The sequence below is a fragment of the Acinetobacter sp. ANC_7635 genome (assembly GCF_056779945.1).
Genome location: NZ_JBWYIS010000007.1, coordinates 1 through 21,419, shown reverse-complemented (window position 1 = coordinate 21,419; position 21,419 = coordinate 1). Strand labels below are relative to the sequence as shown.

General features: G+C 38.8%; 23 protein-coding genes. 17 read left to right on the top strand and 6 right to left on the bottom strand.

Annotated features, from left to right (window positions below; all coding sequences use genetic code 11):
- Complete coding sequence (locus AC1M89_RS09090) at positions 1-1,104, top strand: cell division protein ZipA C-terminal FtsZ-binding domain-containing protein (RefSeq protein WP_035269249.1); 1,104 nt, start codon at positions 1-3, stop codon at positions 1,102-1,104.
- Positions 1,105-1,200: 96 nt separating this feature from the next.
- Entirely contained in the window at positions 1,201-3,246 is a 2,046-nt protein-coding gene (gene ligA / locus AC1M89_RS09085; RefSeq protein WP_035269246.1) for an NAD-dependent DNA ligase LigA, read from the top strand.
- Between the two features lie 61 nt (positions 3,247-3,307).
- On the opposite strand, the gene AC1M89_RS09080 is transcribed toward ligA, so the two are convergent.
- Positions 3,308-4,372, bottom strand: coding sequence for an SDR family oxidoreductase (locus AC1M89_RS09080; RefSeq protein WP_481587240.1), 1,065 nt, complete (start codon positions 4,370-4,372; stop codon positions 3,308-3,310).
- A gap of 321 nt (positions 4,373-4,693) precedes the next feature.
- Here AC1M89_RS09080 and ftn point away from each other — a divergent pair, with 321 nt between their 5' ends.
- From ftn to bioD, 6 genes are all read left to right on the top strand, one after another.
- The gene (ftn, locus tag AC1M89_RS09075; RefSeq protein ID WP_481587223.1) at positions 4,694-5,158 is read left to right on the top strand and encodes a heteropolymeric bacterioferritin subunit Ftn; all 465 of its coding nucleotides are present in this window, start codon (positions 4,694-4,696) and stop codon (positions 5,156-5,158) included.
- A gap of 163 nt (positions 5,159-5,321) precedes the next feature.
- Positions 5,322-6,047, top strand: coding sequence for an alpha/beta hydrolase family protein (locus AC1M89_RS09070; RefSeq protein ID WP_481597917.1), 726 nt, complete (start codon positions 5,322-5,324; stop codon positions 6,045-6,047).
- A gap of 82 nt (positions 6,048-6,129) precedes the next feature.
- Positions 6,130-7,413 carry an adenosylmethionine--8-amino-7-oxononanoate transaminase gene (gene bioA / locus AC1M89_RS09065; protein WP_481609095.1) on the top strand — a complete coding sequence of 428 codons (1,284 nt, stop codon included), beginning with the start codon at positions 6,130-6,132 and terminating at the stop codon, positions 7,411-7,413.
- Positions 7,410-8,567, top strand: a complete 1,158-nt coding sequence (locus tag AC1M89_RS09060; protein WP_481614110.1) for an 8-amino-7-oxononanoate synthase — start codon at positions 7,410-7,412, stop codon at positions 8,565-8,567. Before bioA ends, AC1M89_RS09060 begins: the two co-directional genes overlap by 4 nt.
- On the top strand, positions 8,564-9,355 hold the full coding sequence (gene bioC / locus AC1M89_RS09055) for a malonyl-ACP O-methyltransferase BioC (protein ID WP_481597908.1): 792 nt from the start codon (positions 8,564-8,566) through the stop codon (positions 9,353-9,355). The genes AC1M89_RS09060 and bioC overlap by 4 nt, the downstream gene beginning before the upstream one ends.
- A complete protein-coding gene (gene bioD / locus AC1M89_RS09050; protein ID WP_092767451.1) occupies positions 9,352-9,996 on the top strand; it encodes a dethiobiotin synthase in 645 nt (214 codons plus the stop codon). The genes bioC and bioD overlap by 4 nt, the downstream gene beginning before the upstream one ends.
- A gap of 47 nt (positions 9,997-10,043) precedes the next feature.
- Here the strand turns inward: bioD and rluB are convergent, their stop codons facing one another.
- The 3 genes from rluB to AC1M89_RS09035 are packed head-to-tail and all read right to left on the bottom strand — an operon-like array spanning position 10,044 to position 12,630.
- Positions 10,044-11,210: a 23S rRNA pseudouridine(2605) synthase RluB gene (gene rluB, locus AC1M89_RS09045; RefSeq protein WP_081403293.1), complete on the bottom strand. Its 1,167-nt coding sequence runs from the start codon at positions 11,208-11,210 to the stop codon at positions 10,044-10,046.
- Positions 11,211-11,251: 41 nt separating this feature from the next.
- The gene (gene scpB / locus AC1M89_RS09040) at positions 11,252-11,842 is read right to left on the bottom strand and encodes an SMC-Scp complex subunit ScpB (RefSeq protein ID WP_035269219.1); all 591 of its coding nucleotides are present in this window, start codon (positions 11,840-11,842) and stop codon (positions 11,252-11,254) included.
- Positions 11,839-12,630: a segregation and condensation protein A gene (locus tag AC1M89_RS09035; RefSeq protein ID WP_035269217.1), complete on the bottom strand. Its 792-nt coding sequence runs from the start codon at positions 12,628-12,630 to the stop codon at positions 11,839-11,841. The genes scpB and AC1M89_RS09035 overlap by 4 nt, the downstream gene beginning before the upstream one ends.
- Before the next feature lie 281 nt (positions 12,631-12,911).
- Between AC1M89_RS09035 and AC1M89_RS09030 the strand changes: the two genes are divergently transcribed.
- Together AC1M89_RS09030 and AC1M89_RS09025 are read left to right on the top strand one after the other, a co-directional pair.
- Positions 12,912-13,250 (top strand): hypothetical protein, encoded by a 339-nt coding sequence (locus AC1M89_RS09030; protein ID WP_481587228.1) that lies wholly within the window; start codon positions 12,912-12,914, stop codon positions 13,248-13,250.
- Positions 13,232-13,570: a GNAT family N-acetyltransferase gene (locus AC1M89_RS09025; RefSeq protein ID WP_481587229.1), complete on the top strand. Its 339-nt coding sequence runs from the start codon at positions 13,232-13,234 to the stop codon at positions 13,568-13,570. The genes AC1M89_RS09030 and AC1M89_RS09025 overlap by 19 nt, the downstream gene beginning before the upstream one ends.
- A gap of 104 nt (positions 13,571-13,674) precedes the next feature.
- On the opposite strand, the gene AC1M89_RS09020 is transcribed toward AC1M89_RS09025, so the two are convergent.
- Positions 13,675-14,292, bottom strand: coding sequence for an L-threonylcarbamoyladenylate synthase (locus tag AC1M89_RS09020; protein WP_035269212.1), 618 nt, complete (start codon positions 14,290-14,292; stop codon positions 13,675-13,677).
- 81 nt (positions 14,293-14,373) lie between these two features.
- Entirely contained in the window at positions 14,374-15,036 is a 663-nt protein-coding gene (locus AC1M89_RS09015) for an elongation factor P hydroxylase (RefSeq protein ID WP_180028321.1), read from the bottom strand.
- Between the two features lie 97 nt (positions 15,037-15,133).
- Here AC1M89_RS09015 and AC1M89_RS09010 point away from each other — a divergent pair, with 97 nt between their 5' ends.
- From AC1M89_RS09010 to AC1M89_RS08980, 7 genes are all read left to right on the top strand, one after another.
- Complete coding sequence (locus AC1M89_RS09010; protein ID WP_481587230.1) at positions 15,134-15,691, top strand: YceD family protein; 558 nt, start codon at positions 15,134-15,136, stop codon at positions 15,689-15,691.
- A gap of 77 nt (positions 15,692-15,768) precedes the next feature.
- Positions 15,769-15,954, top strand: coding sequence for a 50S ribosomal protein L32 (gene rpmF, locus AC1M89_RS09005; protein ID WP_035269206.1), 186 nt, complete (start codon positions 15,769-15,771; stop codon positions 15,952-15,954).
- 213 nt (positions 15,955-16,167) lie between these two features.
- Positions 16,168-17,154, top strand: coding sequence for an ACP S-malonyltransferase (gene fabD / locus AC1M89_RS09000; RefSeq protein ID WP_481587231.1), 987 nt, complete (start codon positions 16,168-16,170; stop codon positions 17,152-17,154).
- Positions 17,151-17,885, top strand: coding sequence for a 3-oxoacyl-ACP reductase FabG (gene fabG, locus AC1M89_RS08995; protein WP_481587232.1), 735 nt, complete (start codon positions 17,151-17,153; stop codon positions 17,883-17,885). The genes fabD and fabG overlap by 4 nt, the downstream gene beginning before the upstream one ends.
- Positions 17,886-17,969: 84 nt before the next feature.
- A complete protein-coding gene (gene acpP / locus AC1M89_RS08990; protein WP_035269198.1) occupies positions 17,970-18,206 on the top strand; it encodes an acyl carrier protein in 237 nt (78 codons plus the stop codon).
- A 197-nt stretch (positions 18,207-18,403) separates the two neighbouring features.
- Positions 18,404-18,877 (top strand): peptidoglycan-binding protein LysM, encoded by a 474-nt coding sequence (gene lysM, locus AC1M89_RS08985; RefSeq protein ID WP_481587233.1) that lies wholly within the window; start codon positions 18,404-18,406, stop codon positions 18,875-18,877.
- Positions 18,878-19,530: 653 nt separating this feature from the next.
- Positions 19,531-21,419 (top strand): GA-like domain-containing protein (locus AC1M89_RS08980; RefSeq protein WP_481614109.1); only part of this gene is annotated, 1,889 nt, incomplete at its 3' end.

The window sequence follows — 21,419 nt, the reverse complement described above, 5'->3', positions numbered from 1 at the left end:
ATGGAAATCAGTACCATTATCGGAATTGTGATCGCAATCGTGATCTGTTGCATAGGGTTGTTTATGATCCTGCGCAAGCCGAGTGATGCAGCACCGTCATTAGATGCTGAATTACATATAAATGAACAATGTAATCAACCCGTCATTCCTCGTCATGTTCGTAGTCTTTTACAGGCGCAAGCCGCACCATTGGCTTCTTCTGAGCGTGTAGAACCAAGTTTGAAAGACATTGAAGCGAGTGATGTGGCTCGAGTGGATCAAACAGCTGATCAGCATGCTACAAAGACGCCTGAAAATATTCAAAAAACTGTAGAAGTGGTAGATACAGTGCAACTGAATACTTCGGTAGACCTTGCAGAGAAAGAAAGTAAATCTCTGCTCGACTCCAGTAAAAACTCGGACAGCACTGAGACTGACCCACTAGAAAAAAATACAGAAACAGTCGAGAGTAAAGCTCAGTCGATTGATGGTGTAACAGACACTCAAAGTGCAGATCTTATTTCGAAAGATTCAATCGTAGAAACTACAATTGAAGACTCGAAAAAAGTTGAGCCAAGTTTTGTATTAAATCCGAATATTCAAACTGCTGAAATCAAAGAATTTGAAGAAGAAAGCAGCATCTTGGATGTGCATTTACATGAACAGCAACGTTTTGATGATGAAAGTGCTTTAGCAAATGCCGAATACATTATTAGTTTGAATATGTATCCGAACCCTCGAAAAGCACTTTCTGGTGATAAAGCTTTGAAAGTGTTAATGAAATATGGATTGCGCTTTGGCGAAATGAACTGTTTCCATCGTTATGAAACTCCTGATGCAGTCAGCCCATTGCTGTTTTCCGTACTCAGAATCACAGATCAGGGTCCTGCAGGTTTTGATTTAGAAACATTATCTGGTGAACAAGTCCAAGGTTTAGCATTCTTCTTAGCATTACCGCATCATAATGTTCAAAAAGGCTATGACAGTATGGTTAGTATTGCAGGGCTTATTGCACGTGAAACAGATGGTACCGTCTATGATGAAAATAATCTTGAATTTACACCGCAGTTAAAAGAACACTGGCGCCATAAAGCGATCGACTATAGATCAGGTCAAGCTGTTTAATCACCTAGGTGACTTACTGAATTTGTGTAAAGTCATTTATACTGTTTAGGTTGAAATTATTGGGCGGAATTTTCCGCCCTTTTATATGGTGAAAATATGGATCAGAACGCTGTCGTTGCGCAAATGCGCCAACTCATTCAATTACTGGCTCGGCATAACCATGCTTATTATGTGATGGATCAGCCGACAATTGAAGACAGTGAATATGATCAATTGTTTTATCAACTAAAAAACTTAGAAGAACAATATCCTGATTTAGTACAGACGGATACACCGACCAATAAAGTCGGTGATAAACCTTTATCTAAGTTTGAAAATATTACACATACAGTGCCAATGCTGTCCTTAGGTAATGTGTTTAATCAGGATGAACTTTTTGCCTTTGCACGCAGAATTGAAGAGCGTTTACCTAACCAGAAAATCCAATACGACGTCGAACTTAAATTTGATGGGCTTGCGATCTCGCTATGGTATGAACATGGTGTGTTGATTCGAGCGGTTACACGTGGGGATGGTGAAACAGGAGAAGTCATAACCCAAAATGTAAAAACAATTCGTAATTTGCCTAAAGTACTCATGATGTCTCAAGGTGTACCACCAGCGTTGTTAGAAGTTCGTGGCGAAGTACTAATGCCTAAAGCTGGATTTGTAAAGTTAAATGCTGAAAATGAGGCCAAAGGTGAGAAAACTTTTGCTAACCCAAGAAATGCGGCAGCAGGGAGTTTGCGTCAACTTGATCCGACCATAGCAGCATCACGACCACTTGCATTCTATGCTTATGGAATTGCGCAATGCATGCCACATCATGGTCTGAGCACGATGTCAGAGAGCTTAAATTGGCTTGAACAGTTGGGCTTTGCTGTTGGGGAAAAACATTTTGTTTGTGACAGTATTGAAGAGGTTCAAGCGGCTTATGAATCTGTAAATCAGGAGCGTCCAAACCTGTCAGTTGAAATTGACGGGATGGTGATCAAAGTCAATGATTTGAAGCAACAACAACAATTAGGCTTTTTAAGTCGTGAACCTCGATGGGCAACAGCATATAAGTTCCCTGCAGTGGCTGCGCTAACCACAGTTGAAAATATTGATTGGCAGGTAGGGCGTACAGGTACTTTAACGCCTGTAGCGCGATTAAATCCTGTATCGGTTGGCGGAGTCACAGTATCAAACGTGACTTTACATAATATTGGTGAAATACATCGCTTGGACGTGCGCGTTGGAGATACGGTGAGTGTCTATCGTAGCGGAGATGTTATTCCTAAAGTTGAAAAGGTTTGGCCAGAATTTCGACCTCTAGAAACCACTGAAATTCAATTGCCAGAACAATGTCCTGTATGTGCTTCTCCAGTTGTGATGCCCGAAGGCGAAGCTTTAGCACGATGTTCAGGGGGGCTTTATTGTGCGGCACAGCGTATAGAGGCGATCCGTCATTTTGTATCACGTAAAGCAATGGACATCGAAGGTTTGGGTGATCGTTGGGTTGAGTCTTTATTACATCTTGAACTCCTCAAAGATGTTGCAGACATTTACCACTTGCACGAGCATCGTGAAAAGCTGCTGACTATTGAAAAAATGGGCGAGAAATCTGTACAAAATCTCATAGACTCAATAGAAAGTAGTAAAAAAACAACATTAGCGGCATTTATTTACGCACTAGGCATTCGAGGAGTAGGCGAGACTACGGCTCGAATGTTAGCCAATACCTTCCAGACTTTAGATGCGCTGAAATCTGCTGATTTAGAAGCATTAAAGAAAACCCCTGATGTAGGTGATATTACTGCAGAATGGATATTAGACTTTTTCAAAGCTGAACATAATATTGAAGTATTAAATCGATTAATTGAGGCTGGAATTCATTGGGATGCACCGATAGCACCGACTCGACAACCTTTAAATGGTGAGAGCTGGGTGGTGACTGGTACTTTAAGCAGTATGGGGCGAGATGAAGCGACTCAACTCTTACAGGCATTAGGTGCACGTGTGAGTGGTAGTGTATCCAGTAAAACGAAATGCTTGGTTGCTGGTGAAAAGGCAGGTTCCAAACTTGAAAAAGCAGAAAAATTAGGTATTCCGGTGATGAATGAAGCTGAGTTTATTGCATTTATGATCCAGCATGGTCAGCTCACTGAACCTGAGTCTTAAGTGTATCTTGCACATAACAAAGGGCATCAATAGATGCCCTTTTTTCTCGAGTAATTAGATATTAACCACGTTTTTTGATAATGCCATCGTCAAGTAGCTGTTGAAAATGTTCTACGATACTTGTCTCAACGTCACGATATTGCATGCCTAATTCTTGCTTACTACGCTCAGCATTGAAGTAAATGGGGTAACCCACATTCAAGTCAACGAATTTTCGCGTATAGCCAAACAGAGGAGCGAGTAATTTGAATAAAAACTTGGGAGCAATCATTCGTGGGAAAGGATAGCGTCCACCATAATGTTGTCGTAATGTTTTACCCATTTCGAGTAGGGTCATCGTTTTAGCATTAATAATATATCGTCCATGTGCTTTAGGGTGAAGTGCTGCTTGGATATGCGCATGAGCGACATCTCGAACATCGACTAAACCATTCCACATTGGAGGAACACCAAATAATGTCATGCCATTTCCAAATTGTTGAATGACTTCAACACTTCCAGATTGTGTAGAAGGTGTGAGTGATGGTCCAACAACCAATGAGGGATTGATACACACTAAATTCCATCGAGATTGTGCCTTTTGCATATCCCATGCTTTGCGTTCTGCTGCGACTTTAGAGTAAAAATAAGGTTGGTGTTCGGCACTACTGGTGGTATTCCAATGGCTTTCTTCAAACTGGTTCTGCTCAGTTTTCAAAATATCCACTGCATCGCCATAAGTTGAAGCAATACTAGATGTGACAACGACACGTTTTACTGTATCTGTACGATTGACACTGTTCAGTACATTGGTCGTACCTTTTAGTGCAGGGTCAATCAAGTCTGTGATTGGATCTTTAAAGTTAGTCACTAAAAAAGGTGACGCCATATGGATCACAATTTCACAGTCTTTCATTGCTTCATCAAACGAACCTTCTTCTAAGAGATTTGCTTGAAATAACTTTAAAGCGCCTGAAGTTTGAGATGCGATTTGTTCTAAATGTTGAAAACTTGAACTTTTAGTTAAGTCTCGTACAGTGGCGTGAACGGTGTATCCTTGTTCTAATAATTGTTTAATTACCCAACCAGCAATATAGCCAGTTGCACCTGTCACCAAAATCGGGGCAGTAGTCGTCATCATTGTTATTGCCTGATGGTCAAATAGATTCATTCTAAAATTAAAAAAAGGATTTGTCCTTGATCATTTTCAACATCAACTCAAATGTAATGATAGTCACTTCGATTGGTTACAAAATTAAATAGAGCTAAAATTTGTTTAAAACTGCTCTCGAATTTTTTTAACTGTATGCAAGGGGTTATTTTTTAAGTAAAAAATAAGTGATACAAACTGCAAATGCGTATGTTTCTCATTTTAATTATATAAAAATCATAAACTTACACATTATATTTTTTGCAAAATAAGCTCTGATTGTTCATAATGTTGCTATTAAAGAATGGAGTGATTGAAATGCGTGGCAATCCAGAAGTCGTAGATTACTTAAATATGTTGATCGGTGGTGAACTGGCTGCTCGTGATCAATATCTCATTCATTCACGTATGTATGAAGATTGGGGTCTCACTAAGATTTTTGAGCGTATCGATCATGAAATGCAAGAAGAAGCACAACATGCTGATGCTATTATTCGCCGTGTCTTATTCCTAGAAGGCACACCGAATATGAATCGTGATGATATTGAAGTAGGTGAAGACGTCGTTTCATGTTTAAAAGCAGATTTAAAGCTTGAGTACGAAGTGCGTGAAAAATTAGCGCAAGGTGTAAAGCTTTGCGAGGAAAAAGGCGATTACGTGACACGTGATATGTTGCGTCAACAAATGTCGGATACCGAAGAAGATCATACCTATTGGTTAGAAAAACAGCTTCGCTTAATTGAACTGATCGGTTTACAAAACTATATTCAGTCTCAAATGTAAGTTAAAACCCAGCAAGGCTGGGTTTTTTTATACCTGAGTTTTGTCTGAATTGAATCATTTTTAATAATTATCTAAAAATCAAAGTGAAATTGAATGATTTGCTCAATGAGTTATTGTGCTTGGCTTTATATACTGACCGAAAACGATCAGCTAAGGATTGGCAATCATGAGTAAAATCTTATTAATTACCGGTTGGGGACTCGGAACAAAACCACTTGAAAACTTAAAAACTACTTTGGATATGGCAGGATTTCAAATCGATCTGATTAATATCTTTAATGCACTCGATCCTGTGGAATTATCTAAACATGTAGAGTTAGCTAAAAAAGTCGATGTCATTATAGGGTGGTCTTTAGGCGGGCAATTAGCAACGTTGCTCACCCAAAAGGTTTTCGAGCTTTCAGGTCAGGCAAAAACGTTAATTACTTTAGCATCGAATCCTTGCTTTGTTGCCAATGAACGCTGGTCTACAGGTATGCCGCTTTCTACTTTTCAAAGTTTTAGAGAATCTTTTGAAAATGACCCCATGACCACTTTAAAGCGATTTTGTTATCTGGTCTCACAGGGCAGCCAAACTGCTAAACAAGATTGGCAATCTTTGCAAAATTCAATTACGAGTGAAGAGCTAGATTTAAAAAAGCAGGGCTTGGATTTACTATATCATCTTAATACTGTCGAGATATTGAAAAATTATGTCGGAAAACAATTACATGTATTTGCTGATGATGATGGATTAGTTAGTAACAAAGTTCTAGATAATATCCGAAAGATAGATGCAAAGTTTTTTAAATTCGAAATTATCCCAGGTTCTCACTGCTTTTCAATTTTTAGAGCTACACAACTAAGTGACAAAATCGTTCAATATCTAAGAAAGAATGAGAAATCCTGATGAATATTGTCTAATCAGGCAATTCATAACAAAAATAATTCGCGTTATGCTCTGTCTAGATTAATAAGGACACTCTTCCAGGATGGTTGACGAATTCGATTTATCACACTTATGGCACCCTTATACTTCGATGTTAAACCCACTGCCGACATATAAAGTGAAAAAGGCTACAGGGGTGATGATTGAACTTGAAGATGGTCGTCAACTCATTGATGGTATGTCATCTTGGTGGTGTGCCATTCACGGGTATAACCATCCTCAACTTAATCAAGCTGTGTCGGATCAATTGCAGCACATGTCACACATTATGTTTGGTGGGCTTACTCATGATCCTGCGATTGAATTAGGGAAAACGTTATTAAAAATTACCCCACCTCAATTAGATAAAATATTCTATGCGGACTCAGGTTCTGTCGCCGTTGAAGTCGCATTGAAAATGGCAGTTCAATATTGGACCGCACAAGATAAGAAAGATAAAACCAGTTTTATCACGACGCGTTCTGGTTATCATGGTGATACATGGAATGCAATGTCAGTTTGTGATCCCGTCACAGGGATGCATCAGGTCTTTGGTTCTAGCTTGCCTTCTCGTTATTTTGTTCCTGCACCGCAGACTCGATTTGATGAAGATTGGAATCCAGCAGATACTCTTGTATTGGCAGAAACTTTAAAAAACCATCATGCCACTATCGCTGCCATGATTATTGAGCCGATTGTGCAAGGTGCTGGAGGCATGCGTTTCTATCATCCTGAATATTTACGCGAAGCCAAGAGGCTATGCGATCAATATCAGGTGTTAATGATATTTGATGAAATTGCCACGGGGTTTGGACGAACAGGTAAATTATTTGCTTGGGAACACGCTCAAGTTGAACCAGACATCATGTGTATTGGTAAGGCGCTGACCGGTGGGTATATGACTTTATCTGCAACACTGACCACGCGACATGTCGCTGAAGTGATCAGCTCTGGTGAAGCTGGCGTATTTATGCATGGACCTACATTTATGGCGAATCCCTTGGCTTGTGCTGTCGCCTTAAAGAGTACTGAGCTTTTATTGTCACAAGATTGGCAGTCCAATATTCAAAGAATAGAGCAAATTCTAAAACATTATTTACATAGATTAGATGATCAAGCGCATATTCAAGATGTTCGTGTGCTCGGTGCTATCGGTGTTGTTGAACTTAAACAAAATGTTGATATGAAAACGCTGCAACAGCGTTTCGTAGAACGAGGCGTGTGGATTCGTCCTTTTGGAAAATTAGTTTATGTCATGCCGCCTTTTGTGATTTCAGATGTCGAACTCACTGAATTACTAACGCAGTTGGTGAGTGTTGTGATGGAGCTTGCAGAGGAAATGAGATGAATCTGTTGGATCACTACGAAGAGCAGTTAGACTCATTAAAACAAACTGGAAATTTTCGGCAGTTTAAATCCATCGTTCAGTATGGAAAATGGGTTGAGTTTCAGCAACAGAGAATGTTGAATCTTTCGAGTAATGATTATTTAGGGATTGCGTCAGATCTACAAATAAGAGAAGCATTTTTTGATTACTGTTCAGCAGATTCAAAAAGAATGAGCTCTTCATCTTCAAGGTTACTCACAGGAAATTATCCTGAATATGAGCAATTTGAATATGACATGAGTCAATCATTCAATCAAAGGGCAGTTCTGTTATTCAACAGTGGCTATCACATGAATATTGGTATTCTGCCTGCGATTGCTGATAGTCAAACTTTAATTCTTTCGGATAAATTGATTCACGCCAGCATGATTGATGGGATTCGCTTAAGTAAAGCGAAGCTGATACGTTATCGACATAATGATCTGCTTCATTTAAAGCAATTGATCGAGCAATATCATGATGATCCCTTGTATCAAAGAATCATTGTGGTAACTGAATCAATTTTTAGTATGGATGGTGATGAAACTGATTTAACTGCGTTGGTGAGTCTGAAATATCAGTTCAGTAAAATCATGTTATATGTAGATGAAGCACATGCTATTGGTGTTCGGGGGAAGCAAGGACTCGGTTGCGCTGAACAATATGCTGTCATAGATGATATCGATTTCTTGGTCGGAACATTTGGGAAAGCACTCGCATCTGTTGGTGGATACATTGTGTGTCATCCAATCTTAAAAGATTATTTAATCAACAAAATGCGCTCTTTGATTTTTAGTACCGCACAACCACCCATCAACATGGCTTGGACGCATTTTATTTGGAATAAAATGAAAAAAATGCAGGAGCAACGTGCTCATTTAAGTGATTTGAGTCTGCAACTGCGTCAATATATTCTTGAGCAAGGTTACGAATGTCCTTCAAGCTCGCAGATTATTCCTTTAATTTTAGGTGATTCTCAGCGTGCACTTGAGCGCGCACAACAATTACAACAATCTGGTTTTTATATTTTGCCGGTTCGGCCACCAACGGTTCCACAAGGAAGTTCACGCCTGAGAATTTGTATGAATTCTCAGCTGAATCAAGATGAATTGGAGCGGTTGAAAGAACAATTATGAATGACTCTATGTTGAACAAATTTATTCAAAAAGAAATGATTGCTACTCGATTTGCAAAATCGCATTGGACTTATGCAGATCAGGCACGTATTCAACAAAATGTAGCGAAGCATTTAAGCGAGCTGATGCGTCTTTATGTTTCATCTTCTGAGCTTGCTAAAGTATTTGAAATTGGATGTGGAACTGGAAATCTAACTCAAGAGATGTTTCATCATTTTAAAATGGATCAAGTCATTTTGAATGATTTATATGCTGATGTTGAGCATACCATCAGTCATCATCAGCCTGTCGAGTGGCGTATTGGTGATGTCGAAAAAATTGAGTTACCCAAAGACCTTGATTTATGTGCCTCAAGCTCTGCATTACAGTGGATGTCTGAGTTTGAAAGATTGATACAGAAAATTTATTCGGCTTTAAAGCCCAATGGTTATTTTTGCTTTTCAACTTATGGGCCTCAGAACTTAAAAGAAATTAAATCCTTAACTGGACAAGGATTAAAATATTTTGATCAAAGCCAAATTAAAAGCTTACTAGAGCAGAACGGATTTGAAGTGATGCACTGTGAACAACAATTGGCTCAATTACACTTCGCGCACCCAAAATTGGTCCTAAAACATTTACAGGCCACAGGTGTGACGGCAACCTCACAGGGGTTTCGTTGGACGAAGCAAAGTTTGAATCAGTTTTATCTAGGTTACCGACAATTTATTGCGACTGATGAGCAAGAGAATCTTGTCTATCCTTTAACGTATCACCCTATATTTTTTATCGCACGGAGTAAGTCATGAGTGCTCAAATCTACTTTGTGAGCGGTATTGATACTGGAATTGGAAAAACATACGTCACTGGTTATTTGGCAAAAATTTGGCGTGAACAAGGGCGGAATGTCATTACTCAGAAATTAATTCAAACGGGTAATGTGGATGTTTCTGAAGATATTGAAAAACATCGTGAAATTATGGGATGTGGTTGGTTAGAGGAAGATACTCAAAAACTCACTATGCCTGAAATTTTCAGTTATCCTGCATCGCCTCACTTAGCGACACGTATAGATGGGCGAAGTATTGATTTCGCTAAAATTGAACAAGCGACTCAACAGTTGTCCTCTTCATATGAAGTTGTTTTGCTTGAAGGGGCGGGTGGCTTGATGGTCCCTCTAACAACACAATATTTAACCATTGATTATTTAGTGGATAAAAAATATCCCATAATTTTGGTGAGTTCGGGGCGTTTGGGAAGCATCAACCATACTTTGTTGAGCTTAGAGGCACTGAAGCATCGTGGGCTTGAGTTATATGCTCTAGCATATAATTTGAATGCTGAATCTGACGATGAGCTTATTTCACGTGATACATCTGCCTACTTAAAAAAGTATTTATCGCAACATTTTCCATCTGCTAAATGGATTGATATTCCTTTTATTGAATAAATGAAAAAAACCGCTCTATTGAGCGGTTTTTTTAGGGATTTAAAAAATTAGAACTTCTTAAAGCCTTTGTTAATACCAAAAGGTTTGCGTTGACCAAATTTATTTTCATTACGTGGTTTGTAATCAACAGAATTGCCGTTTACTTCACCTTTGTTTTCAGGACGCTTATTGCGGAAATCCTGATTTTCAGTGCGAGGGGCACGATTGTTGAATCGATTCTCAAAGCCTTCTTGACGTGGCGCACGTGCATTGAAACGGTTTTCTGAGCCTTCTTGACGCGGTGCGCGATTGTTAAATCGATTATCACTGCGGCTTTGATCAGCACCACCTTGACGGAAGTCACGGCGTGGTTCTTGATGCTCGCCTTCGTCACGGCGTTGTTGGCGTAAATAACCACCACGACGTGCTGCAAGTGGTTTCTCTTGCATACGTTCATTGCGGCGTTTCGCCATACCGTAAAGACCAGTACCTTGGCGTGGTTTGAGCTCAACAGACTTAGTTAAGTTATCAATGTCATTTTTATCAAGTTCAATCCAACGACCTGTACGTAATTCTCGTGGCAGAATGACTGTACCATAACGTGTACGTAATAGACGGCTGACTTTCAAGCCTTGTGATTCAAAGATGCGGCGTACTTCACGGTTACGTCCTTCTTTTACAACCACTTGATACCAACGGTTAATCCCTTCACCACCAATTTCAGAGAATGACTCAAATTTTGCTGGACCATCATCGAGCATGACACCATCTGTCATGTTCTTTTTCAGTTGAGGGGTCACTTCACCCATCACACGTACAGCGTATTCGCGTTCAATTTCACTAGATGGATGCATTAAGCGGTTTGCAAGCTCGCCATCGTTTGTGAAAAGTAATAATCCTGTTGAGTTGATATCTAAACGACCAACCATGACCCAACGATCACCCGGAATTGATGGTAATTGATCAAATACAGTTGGGCGATTTTCAGGGTCGTTACGTGAACAGATTTCACCTTCAGGTTTGTAGTAAATCAATACACGACGACGGATTTCATCTTCAATTTGGAACTGTACTTTACGACCATCGATACGAAGCTCATCGGTTGGTTCGATACGTTCACCTACTTGAGCAACTTGACCGTTGACACTAACACGACCGGCAGCAATGACTTCTTCCATATAGCGGCGAGAGCCCAAACCTACACGTGCCAATACCTTTTGCAATTTTTCACTCATAACAGCATAACCTTAGAAATAATCATCAACAGTTCACCTATTTACGACTTGGGTGCGTGAGCATCCAATGCCATAAAAGCTTCCTTGGCATCCTGTAGGGGAGGCAGTTGATTTAAATCACTTAAACCAAAAGCATTTAAAAATTGTGGCGTTGTAACCAACAACGCGGGTCTTCCTGGAAGTTCCCGGAAACCAGACTCTTTAATCCAGTTCCAATCGAATAACGTTCTGAGTTGCTGACTGTTATTCGTGACTCCTCGAATTTGCTCAATATCGGCTCGGGTAACGGGCTGATGATAAGCAATCACTGCTAGAGTTTCTAACAATGATGGTGATAATTTAGTTGGACGTTCTGGCCAAGTTTGTGCAATCACTTGTCGATACTTAGCACGAACTTGAAAGCGAAAACCTTGAGCTGTTTCAGTCAGCTCAATTGAACGACCGTGTTGTAACACTGCAAGCTGTTGTAAATAGGCGCGCAGTTGTTGTTTGGAAAATTGGTTTTGAAATGCCTCTTTTAAGCGTGCAATAGAAACAGGCGCTTCACTGGCAAAAATAATAGCTTCGAGCTGCATGAGCACTTCGTGGTGTAACTCATCAACTTGAAAGGAGTTTGATTGATCAATGGTCATATCATTACCCCTTGAATTGCCAGCGGGGCTTCAATACCTGATGCAATAATTTGAACTTTTTGCTGACGTGTTAGCTCTAATATTGCCATAAACGTCACCACTAACCCCATGCGACCTTGACTTGGTTTTAAAAGTTGATCAAATTTCAAAACCTCACCTGATTTTGTCATCTGTTCAATATAGGCAATACGTTCTTCAAGCAAAACAGGTTCTTGAGTAATCTGGTGTGTAACAGGCTCTGGGCGATTAAAAATACAAAACATAGCATCGCGCAGAAGAGAGGCTTCATAACCTTCATTTACTGTATTAATTTGTCCAAGGCTAACGTTGGGTAGAAAAGTATCACGGTCCAAAATAGGCATTTGACCGAGACGCTCAGCAGCTTGCTTGATCCTTAAATATGTCTCTAAACGATCTATTAATTCTTGTTTTGGATCTTTTTCAATTTGAATTGATTTAGGTTTAGGCAGCAGTAAGCGTGATTTTAAATCTGCTAATAAAGCCGCCATCACCATATAATCTGCGGTCAACTCAATATTGAGTGACTTCATACTGTCAATATATGACAAATATTGCGTTGCAATCGGAGCTATATCGAGCTGAAGTAGATCGAAACCGTTTTTTTGGATGAGGTAAATTAAAAAGTCGAGTGGTCCTTCGAAATGTTCTAATAGAATTTCGAATGCTGCAGGCGGTATATATAAATCTTCAGGAATCGTATCTTGCCACTCATCTAAAACACGGATGTGTGGAAGTGCGTCCATGGGATTATGGATAGCTTGAGTCATTACAATTATTAGCCACGCGAATTTTCAAAAGCATGTTGGGCGATTCAGGAGATCACATATCGAAATCAGTAAAAGGACAGTGATTCGAATAGCATAAAAACAATATGGGTATTCTAAATTAAATCGAGTGCTGAATATATCTTTATCCGCAGTTTTACGATAAAAAATTTGAAATAAATAGGTAGTATTTTTTAAGGTTATATAGATGTATTTAGTGTTTTAACTGATAAATGTAAACTGGTATTCATTGTTAGCGTGTATTCGACGAGAAGTAAAAGAGTATGAATAATTTTCAAAAAGTAGAACAAAATGTATATGAACAAAGTGTAGGTATAAAAGTTCACTCAAATACTCACCCTATAGACTCATTCAAAGCGTTGAGTGGAACGTATGTAAATTTATATCCCTTAAATTTAATTCAAAATATTGAAGAGCTTGCAAGAGATCTATTCCCACTCAAGATTACAGATGAGTTTATTTCAAGCTTTACCTATTTGCCTTACGATGCGCCAACTTCGATTGAAGATTTGTCATATAAACTCTCATCGCAATTTGGTACACAAGGGAATATTTATTATGTTATTCGCATAGCGAAAAACCAGTGGGGTGGATCGCATTGATGAATATCGGGTTGGATGATGCAGTGGTTGAAATTGGGAATGTATACTTCTCAGCAGATTTAAAACGGTCTAGAGCTGCTACAGAAGTATTATTTTTACTGTTGAATGAGTGTTTTACTTTAGGATTTAGGCGTATAGAGTGGAAGTGTCATGAGTTGAACTTAGCTTCCAAAAAAGCCGCGCTACGATTCGGTTTTCAATATGAAGGAATGTTTAGACAACATAAAGTGGTCAAGGGAAGAAACCGAAACACGCTTTGGTTTTCAATGTTGGATGAAGAGTGGCTGACTTTAAAAGAAAGTTATTTAGCTTGGCTTTAACCAAGCAACTTTACGCAAGAGGGTCAACAAATAAAGACCCTCCAAGCATTTTATAACGAAAAATCAGCGTAAATTAAATAAAGCGAGATGAATGGTGAGGCATTTTACTCAAAAGCACTCACATCACCCACGCCACGGCGGATAATTTCAGGTTGACTTCCTGAGAGATCAACAATACTTGTTGTGGTTAATGTACCAAGTCCACTATCAATAAAAACATCAATTCTTTTACTTAATTGTTGTTCTATTTCATATGGATCATCCAAAGGCTCAGTTTGACCTGGAAGAATCAGGGTGCTGGTGAGTAAAGGCTCACCCAGCTCTTTAAGAAGCATTTGACAGACTGGGTTGCTCGGTACACGTAAACCAATGGTTTTCTTTTTGGGGTGCATCAAGCGACGAGGGACTTCACTTGTCGCTTGCAAAATAAAGGTGGTAATCGCAGGTGTATTATTTTTAAGCAGACGATAAGTTGCATTATCCACTTTTGCATACGTTGCAATATCTGAGAGATCCGCACATAAGATCGCATATTGATGCTTAGCACCAAGATCACGGATTTGAGCAATTCGTTCCATTGCTTGCTTATTACCAATTTGGCATCCGATGGCATAGGCCGCATCTGTTGGATAAACCACGACATCGCCTGCACGTATTCTTTCTACTGCTTGAGTAATAAGTCGAGATTGTGGATTGTCAGGATGTACTCTTAAATGAAGCATTTTATTTTCTCCTGATTATTTTTTCGTATTATTGCGTGCATAGACATTCACTTCAATGTCATGAATATATATTTACTAGACTTAATCTAGCGATGCACGAGAAAATTCATCCAAATGTAATGTTTTGCCACTTCTGAGACACTTACAGATGCACTGAATAAAGTGTTGAGCATCTCTTGGAAGCTGAGCGTCACCTGAAAAATAGCGCTGTACTTGAGCATAAACATTGTCTTTAAAAGACTGTCCATCACCACCTTCACCCGTTAAATTGTCCAGAGAAACACGGAATTTTCGACCAAAGGCTGTGGCAAACATCCATTCTATTGCTTGAGGTTTAATTTCGACTTGTTCAAATAGGGCTTGTTGTTCAGCGGTTCGACCATCTGGTGCATACCAGTAGCCAAGATCAGGAAGAGTGCGACGATGATCTCCTGCGATTGTCCAATGACTTATTTCATGTAAAGCACTATTGAAAAATCCATGTGCGAATTGGATGCGAGCGGGTTGTTGGTCTGAGGCGGGGAAGTATTCAGGTTCAAAGTCGCCTTTGACTAATGTGACATTTAAGTGGGAAAACCAATGATTAAAGTGTAAGATAAGCCAGTCTACCTGTTGAGCTTCTGTTTGCAGATTTACCCAAGGTGCGAGTTGCACGCGGTCTAAGTGATCGGTCAAATTTGAGGTCGAAGGATAGTGTAACTGTAATGAAGTTGTGACTTCAGGTTGCGGCTGCAACTGATGCATGACTTGATTAACCCAAATGATCTGTCTGAATAAGTGCAAAATTGTATCTTAATCTTTGACAGAGTACTTATGAATTTGTAGAATTGCCGCCTTAATTATGTCAGCAAATACCTTTCCGGCACAGATTGAGCCGTTTAAATGGGCTGAACAGGGCTTCACATGGTCAGGTACACTGCCATTGTCGCGCTTTGTTCGTATATCCCGTGAAGCTGTTGGGTCAATTGATAATCAATTGATCAACATAGACTGTAAGCTATCAATGGATGCGTATCATCGTATCGTTTGGCTTGATGGTAGTGTTGAAACGAAGGTTCCAATGGAATGCCAACGTTGTTTGGATACTGTTGACTTACCTCTCGAATTGGACTTTCATCTGGCTTTAGTCGATGATGAGTCACTGATAGAGCGCTTGGATGAGGATGCTGATTTCATCGTCTTAGGTGAGAGTGAAGCAACGACAAAAGGTTCATTTGATGCACCTGCAACCGCTGATTTACTTTCTCTCATAGAAGATGAATTGTTATTGTTGATTCCTTTGTCACCAAGACATGAGTCTTGTGAGCATAAGCATCAACCTGCCCAAGAAGAAGTTGTTGAAGAAAAACGAGATAATCCGTTTGGTGTTTTGGCAGCTTTGAAGGGTAAACTTAACTAATTTTTGTGTTATACTCTTAGGTATAAGACAATCGAATTTGTTCTGATCCATTTTTTCGATCTTTGTAAGGAGCCATCATGGCCGTTCAGCAAAACCGTAAAAGTCGCTCTCGCCGTGACATGCGCCGTTCACATGACGCTTTAACCGAGAATGCATTAACAGTAGACCAAACGACTGGTGAAACTCACCGTCGTCACCACGTAACTAAAGATGGTGTCTACCGTGGTCGCCAATTATTCGCTAAAGCAGCTGATGCTGAATAATTGGTGATGTATTAAGCGTCAAGCTTAGTAGAAAAAATGGGAGCGTAAGCTCCCTTTTTTTATTTCTATTTTTTGTTGTATTTGGCAATTACCAAAGCTTTTTTTTAATGATAAATTTCGCTCCATCAAATCAGTTAAGACTTGAGTTTGATGTTCAAGATGATCGAAATTAATCAAAATTGAATAGTCAAGCTCTGAATAAAGGATTTTTATATGTCTGCTAAACGCCTCGAGCAAGCCGTTCTTGCGACCAAAACTGCATTTGTTTTTCCTGGACAGGGTTCTCAAAAAGCAGGAATGTTAGCGGAGCTTGCAGAACAGTTTAGTAGTGTGCAAGAAACGTTTGCTGAAGCTTCTGAAGCACTCGGCTTTGATTTATGGCACATTGCGCAAAGTGGTGAAGGGTTAAACCAAACTGAATTTACACAACCAGTACTGCTCACAGCAAGCATTGCTTTATGGCGTGTATGGTTAGAGCTTGGTGGTGTCGTTCCTAAATATTTAGCGGGACATTCACTGGGTGAATACAGTGCATTGGTTGCTGCAGAATCTTTAAGCTTAAAAGATGCAGTTAAATTGGTGAACTTACGAGGTAAGTTGATGCAAGATGCTGTCCCTCAGGGGCAAGGTGCTATGGCTGCGATTCTTGGTCTTGATGATGCTAAGGTTGTAGAACTGTGTGCTCAAGTCACCGCTCAAGGTGAGGGTTCGGTGGAGGCTGCAAACTATAATGCACAGGGTCAAGTTGTGGTGGCAGGTGATACTTCACGAGTTGAAGCGTTAATAGCTTTGGTAAAAGAGCAAGGTGCAAAAGCAATTGCGTTACCAGTATCAGTACCATCACATTGTTCATTAATGAAGCCAGCGGCAGCAGAGTTTGCCAAAGCTTTAGCAGATGTTGATATTCAATTACCTCGCATTCCAGTGATTCAAAATGTCAATGCACAAGTGGCTGACAGTGTTGATGAATTGCGTACAGCGTTGACATCACAACTTTATCAGTCTGTCCAATGGACTAAAACACTTCAAGTATTGGCTGATCAAGATGTGAGCTATGTTGTTGAATGTGGTCCTGGGAATGTATTAACAAATTTAGCAAAACGTCTAGCACATGTTGAAAAAGCATTGCCTTTAGATACTAAATCTCGTTTAGAAGATGCTTTAAATACTGTATTAGTTGCAGAAGGGAAAATTGCATGACGCAGGAATGTAAAGTCGCGTTAGTGACAGGTGCAAGCCGTGGTATTGGTGCTGCGATTGCACAACAGCTGATCGAAGATGGCTTTTTTGTTGTAGGTACGGCTACATCTGATTCTGGTGCTGAAAAATTATCTACACAATTTGCTGAACATGGTGCAGGAAAAGTACTCGATGTTCGTGATGGAGCTGCAATTGATGCACTCATTACAGATATTGAACAAAGTTTTGGTCCTGTACTTGTTCTTGTGAATAATGCAGGTATCACAAAAGATAATCTACTGCTTCGTATGTCTGAAGATGATTGGGATGATATCCAAAATATTCATCTTAAAGCAGTGTTCCGTCTCTCTAAACGTGTATTGAAAGGTATGACGAAAGCGAGATTTGGACGAATTATCAATATTAGTTCTGTCGTTGCGCATTTTGCAAATCCAGGTCAAGCAAATTATTCAGCTGCGAAGGCTGGGATTGAAGCTTTTAGCCGCAGTTTGGCTAAAGAAATGGGCAGTCGTCAAATTACTGTCAATAGTATCGCGCCTGGCTTTATTGCAACTGAGATGACTGAACAGTTAAGTGATGAAATTCAGAAAAAAATGAGTGATCAAGTGGCATTGAACCGTTTTGGTCAGCCTCAAGATATCGCAAATGCAGTAAGTTTCCTTGCTTCTGATAAAGCAAGTTACATTACTGGTACGGTATTACACGTGAATGGCGGTTTATACATGGCGTAATGCGATGTATAAACTTTCAAATATATCAAGATTCAATTAAACTATAGGCATTATACGCCGCCACAAGCAATGAGGAGAATTCCTGTGAGCGATATCGAACAACGTATCAAACAAGCAGTAGCTGAACAACTTGGCTTAAAAGCTGAAGAGATTAAAAACGAAGCATCTTTCATGGATGACTTAGGTGCTGACTCTCTAGATCTAGTTGAGCTTGTAATGTCTTTCGAAAATGATTTCGACATTACTATTCCTGATGAAGACTCTAACGAAATTACAACTGTTCAATCTGCTATCGATTATGTAACTAAGAAATTAGCTTAATCATCAGATTCAGTTCTTTTCGAACTTAAAAGCTACCTTTATGGTGGCTTTTTTTTATTAAGGATTAAATTGCAATATTACATTAAGTTACCTTAAGTTTAAGAAAGATAACGGCGTTAGGTATAGTTCTTCTGTATAAAAATTAAGGGATCTAAATTATTTGATCACCAAACTGAAATAACAATAGGAGAATAACAATGGGTCTTTTTGATTTTGTGAAAGGTATTGGGAAAAAGAATACCGCACCAGCTGAGCAACAAGCTACACCAGCAACGCCAGTAGAGCCATCTGCTCAAGAAGTTGCGAATAAATTATTGGGGCATATTAAATCACTTGGCTTACCAGTAACAGGACTGTCTGTGACTTATAATGCAAGCAGTGATTTAGCGACTGTAAAAGGACAAGTGCAAACTCAAGCAGATCGTGAAAAGATCATCTTGGCTGTGGGAAATATTGATCATGTTGCTCAAGTCGATGACCAACTTACTGTTTCATCTCCAGAGCCTGAAAGTAAATTCTATACAGTGAAATCAGGGGATAATCTTTCAAAAATTTCTAAAGAGTTTTATGGTGATGCAAATCAGTACAACAAAATTTTTGAAGCAAACCGACCATTACTTAAAAATGCCGATGATATTTTCCCGGGACAGGTTCTAAGAATTCCAAACTAAAATATCAATGAATCTAAAAGACCGAGATTTAAATCTCGGTTTTTGATTTTAAAGTAACTTAATAACTTAAAACTGATTTTTAAATTATCAATATAAAACAATATTTTAACGGCTGGAAAATTTCTATAAATATATTTTAACTTCCACATTGCAATGGTGTTTTTGGCCATTTTTTAAGTTATTTCGAAGTAATAAGAATAAAAAAATTGAAATAAACTATTAATTCCAACCTTATGTTTTATATAGGAAAAATAAATTAGTAAAAATAAGTGTTTGAAAATAAATAAAATTTAATTTGTTTCAAGAGATAAAATATTGTTTCATTGGGTTTTATTATGTAACTTTAATTAATTAATAGTGTAATTTTGTTTCTGGTATTTTTTTGCACTATTTAAAAATTTTGTGTCTAATTTATATAAAAAGATAAATATTGATATTTTTTTCACAATTAATTTATAAATAGTGATTTTTTTCAAAAATTAATATTTTCAATAAAAACATTGCTTTAAGAATCTCGAATGGGGTGTAAAAATTTTTTTTTAACTATGAATTTTTGTTGATTTTCAACTGACTTTTTATGACGTTTACATTGATTCTCAATCTGATAAAAAAATAGAGGGTTAAAGAATATCTTAATAATACTGGGTGACGTCATGAAAAATTTAGAAATACTATCAAAAAACGATGGGGCGGTTTTAGAAAAGACTACTGCTAATAAAATCGTATTAAACCAGAACTCAATTGTGAAAATTGATGCATCAATCGAAGAGGTCTTAAATTTTCAGAAAGAAGGAAATTCTTTAGTTATTAATTTTAAAAATGGCGAACAATTAGTTGTAGAAAGTTATTTTGACGATCCCTTAAATAGTCATAATATTTTATTTAATGACAATGGTCAGCTTTATTGGGTTGAGTTCACAGATGCTGCCAATGAAATAGCTTCGACTATTAAATATTATCCAATTGATGATATTTCAGCACTTATCGCTGGAAACTCAAGTACAGCTTTGACAGGGTTAACTCCATGGTTAATTGCAGGGGGATTAGCTGCTGGAGTAGTTGCTATTGCAGATAATATGAGTGATTCTGATAAAAAATCTAATTCTGTATCGCCGGAACCAGAACCACCAATTAACGATGAATTAGAAGAAGCAAAACAGCTCGTTAATGATGCAGAGAAAGCTTATCAAGATCTTAAAGATTTGATTGAAGATAAATTAAATGATGGGTTAATTACTCCCGAGGAAAAAGCTGAATTAGAGGAAGCATTACAAGATGCGAAGGATGCTAAAGATGCTGCTCAAGATAAAGTCGATAACTTGGTAGATGGCGAGGCAAAATCTGATTTACAAGATCGACTAGATGATTTGGTTGATGAAGAGTTGCCAGCAATTAATGATCAAAATGGTGATGGTGTACCAGATGATCTCGAGCAAGCTTTACTAGATGCTGAAGAAGCTGTAGCCAATGCTGAACAAGCGTACGAAGCATTAAAAGATTTAATTTTAGAGAAGAATGAAAACGGCCTGATTACACCTGCTGAAAGAGCGGAATTAGATCAAGCTAAAGAGGCTTTCGAGAGTGCCAAAGCCTTAGCAGAAACTAAAACAAATTTATTACCAGAATCAGTTCAATCTCAAAAAGATGCTTTGCAGGAACGTCTTGAAGATTTAGTGGATATCATCCTACCTGAAATTAATGATGAAAATGATGATGGTATCGTAGATGATATCGCTGAAGCACTCATTGAAGCAGAGTTGGCTGTTGCGGAGGCTGAAGCAAAGTATGCAGCTGCTGAAAATGCTTTAACTGTTGCAAATCGTGATGGATTAATTAATCCAACAGAGCTTAATGCTTTACAGAATGCTTTAGAGCAGGCACAAATTGCTAAGTCAACTGCTCAAAGTAAAGTAAATGCTCTACCTGAATCTGTTCAGGAGCAGAAAGATGCCTTTCAAAATCGATTAGATGATCTGACTGACATAAGTTTGCCTGAAGTAAATGACGCAGATGGTGATGGCATTGTAGATGGCTTACCAGAAGCGATTCAGGAAGCGCAGTCAGCTGTAGAAGAAGCTGAAGCTAAATATGCTGAAGCTCTTAATAATTTAGCTTTGGCTCAAAAAGATGGCTTAATTAACCCGCTTGAACTCAGTATTCTTGAACAGAAAGTACAGGCTGCACTTGATGCAAAAGAAGTTGCTCAAGATAAGGTAAATGTATTGCCAAATGGAGCGATTAAAGATGGTTTACAAGATCGTCTAGATGCTCTTGTAAATATTGACTTACCTGAAGTCAATGATGCAGATGGTGATGGCGTACCAGACGGCGAAGATATTACACTTGAAGAAGCGACAGAGGCAGTAGAGGCGGCTGAAGCAGCATATGCTGAGGCAGAGCAAGCACTAGCAGATGCAGAAGCAGATGGTTTAATCACGCCAACAGAACTTGCTGAGCTGACTCAAGCACGTGATGATGCGCTTACTGCTAAAGAAGATGCACAAGCGAAAGTTGATGCACTTCCAGAAGGAGCAGACAAAGA

Bases quoted from the DNA above. Each gene is read 5' to 3' on its own strand.
- AC1M89_RS09090 (WP_035269249.1), top strand. From the start codon at position 1: ATGGAAATCAGTACCATTATCGGAATTGTGATCGCAATCGTGATCTGT.
- AC1M89_RS09035 (WP_035269217.1), bottom strand. From the start codon at position 12,630: ATGACTCAAGCTATCCATAATCCCATGGACGCACTTCCACACATCCGT.
- fabD (WP_481587231.1), top strand. From the start codon at position 16,168: ATGTCTGCTAAACGCCTCGAGCAAGCCGTTCTTGCGACCAAAACTGCA.
- rpmF (WP_035269206.1), top strand. From the start codon at position 15,769: ATGGCCGTTCAGCAAAACCGTAAAAGTCGCTCTCGCCGTGACATGCGC.
- rluB (WP_081403293.1), bottom strand. From the start codon at position 11,210: ATGAGTGAAAAATTGCAAAAGGTATTGGCACGTGTAGGTTTGGGCTCT.
- ftn (WP_481587223.1), top strand. From the start codon at position 4,694: ATGCGTGGCAATCCAGAAGTCGTAGATTACTTAAATATGTTGATCGGT.
- scpB (WP_035269219.1), bottom strand. From the start codon at position 11,842: ATGACCATTGATCAATCAAACTCCTTTCAAGTTGATGAGTTACACCAC.
- ligA (WP_035269246.1), top strand. From the start codon at position 1,201: ATGGATCAGAACGCTGTCGTTGCGCAAATGCGCCAACTCATTCAATTA.
- AC1M89_RS09010 (WP_481587230.1), top strand. From the start codon at position 15,134: ATGTCAGCAAATACCTTTCCGGCACAGATTGAGCCGTTTAAATGGGCT.
- AC1M89_RS09020 (WP_035269212.1), bottom strand. From the start codon at position 14,292: ATGCTTCATTTAAGAGTACATCCTGACAATCCACAATCTCGACTTATT.
- bioA (WP_481609095.1), top strand. From the start codon at position 6,130: ATGGTTGACGAATTCGATTTATCACACTTATGGCACCCTTATACTTCG.
- bioD (WP_092767451.1), top strand. From the start codon at position 9,352: ATGAGTGCTCAAATCTACTTTGTGAGCGGTATTGATACTGGAATTGGA.
- AC1M89_RS09060 (WP_481614110.1), top strand. From the start codon at position 7,410: ATGAATCTGTTGGATCACTACGAAGAGCAGTTAGACTCATTAAAACAA.
- AC1M89_RS09030 (WP_481587228.1), top strand. From the start codon at position 12,912: ATGAATAATTTTCAAAAAGTAGAACAAAATGTATATGAACAAAGTGTA.
- fabG (WP_481587232.1), top strand. From the start codon at position 17,151: ATGACGCAGGAATGTAAAGTCGCGTTAGTGACAGGTGCAAGCCGTGGT.
- AC1M89_RS09015 (WP_180028321.1), bottom strand. From the start codon at position 15,036: ATGCATCAGTTGCAGCCGCAACCTGAAGTCACAACTTCATTACAGTTA.
- bioC (WP_481597908.1), top strand. From the start codon at position 8,564: ATGAATGACTCTATGTTGAACAAATTTATTCAAAAAGAAATGATTGCT.
- lysM (WP_481587233.1), top strand. From the start codon at position 18,404: ATGGGTCTTTTTGATTTTGTGAAAGGTATTGGGAAAAAGAATACCGCA.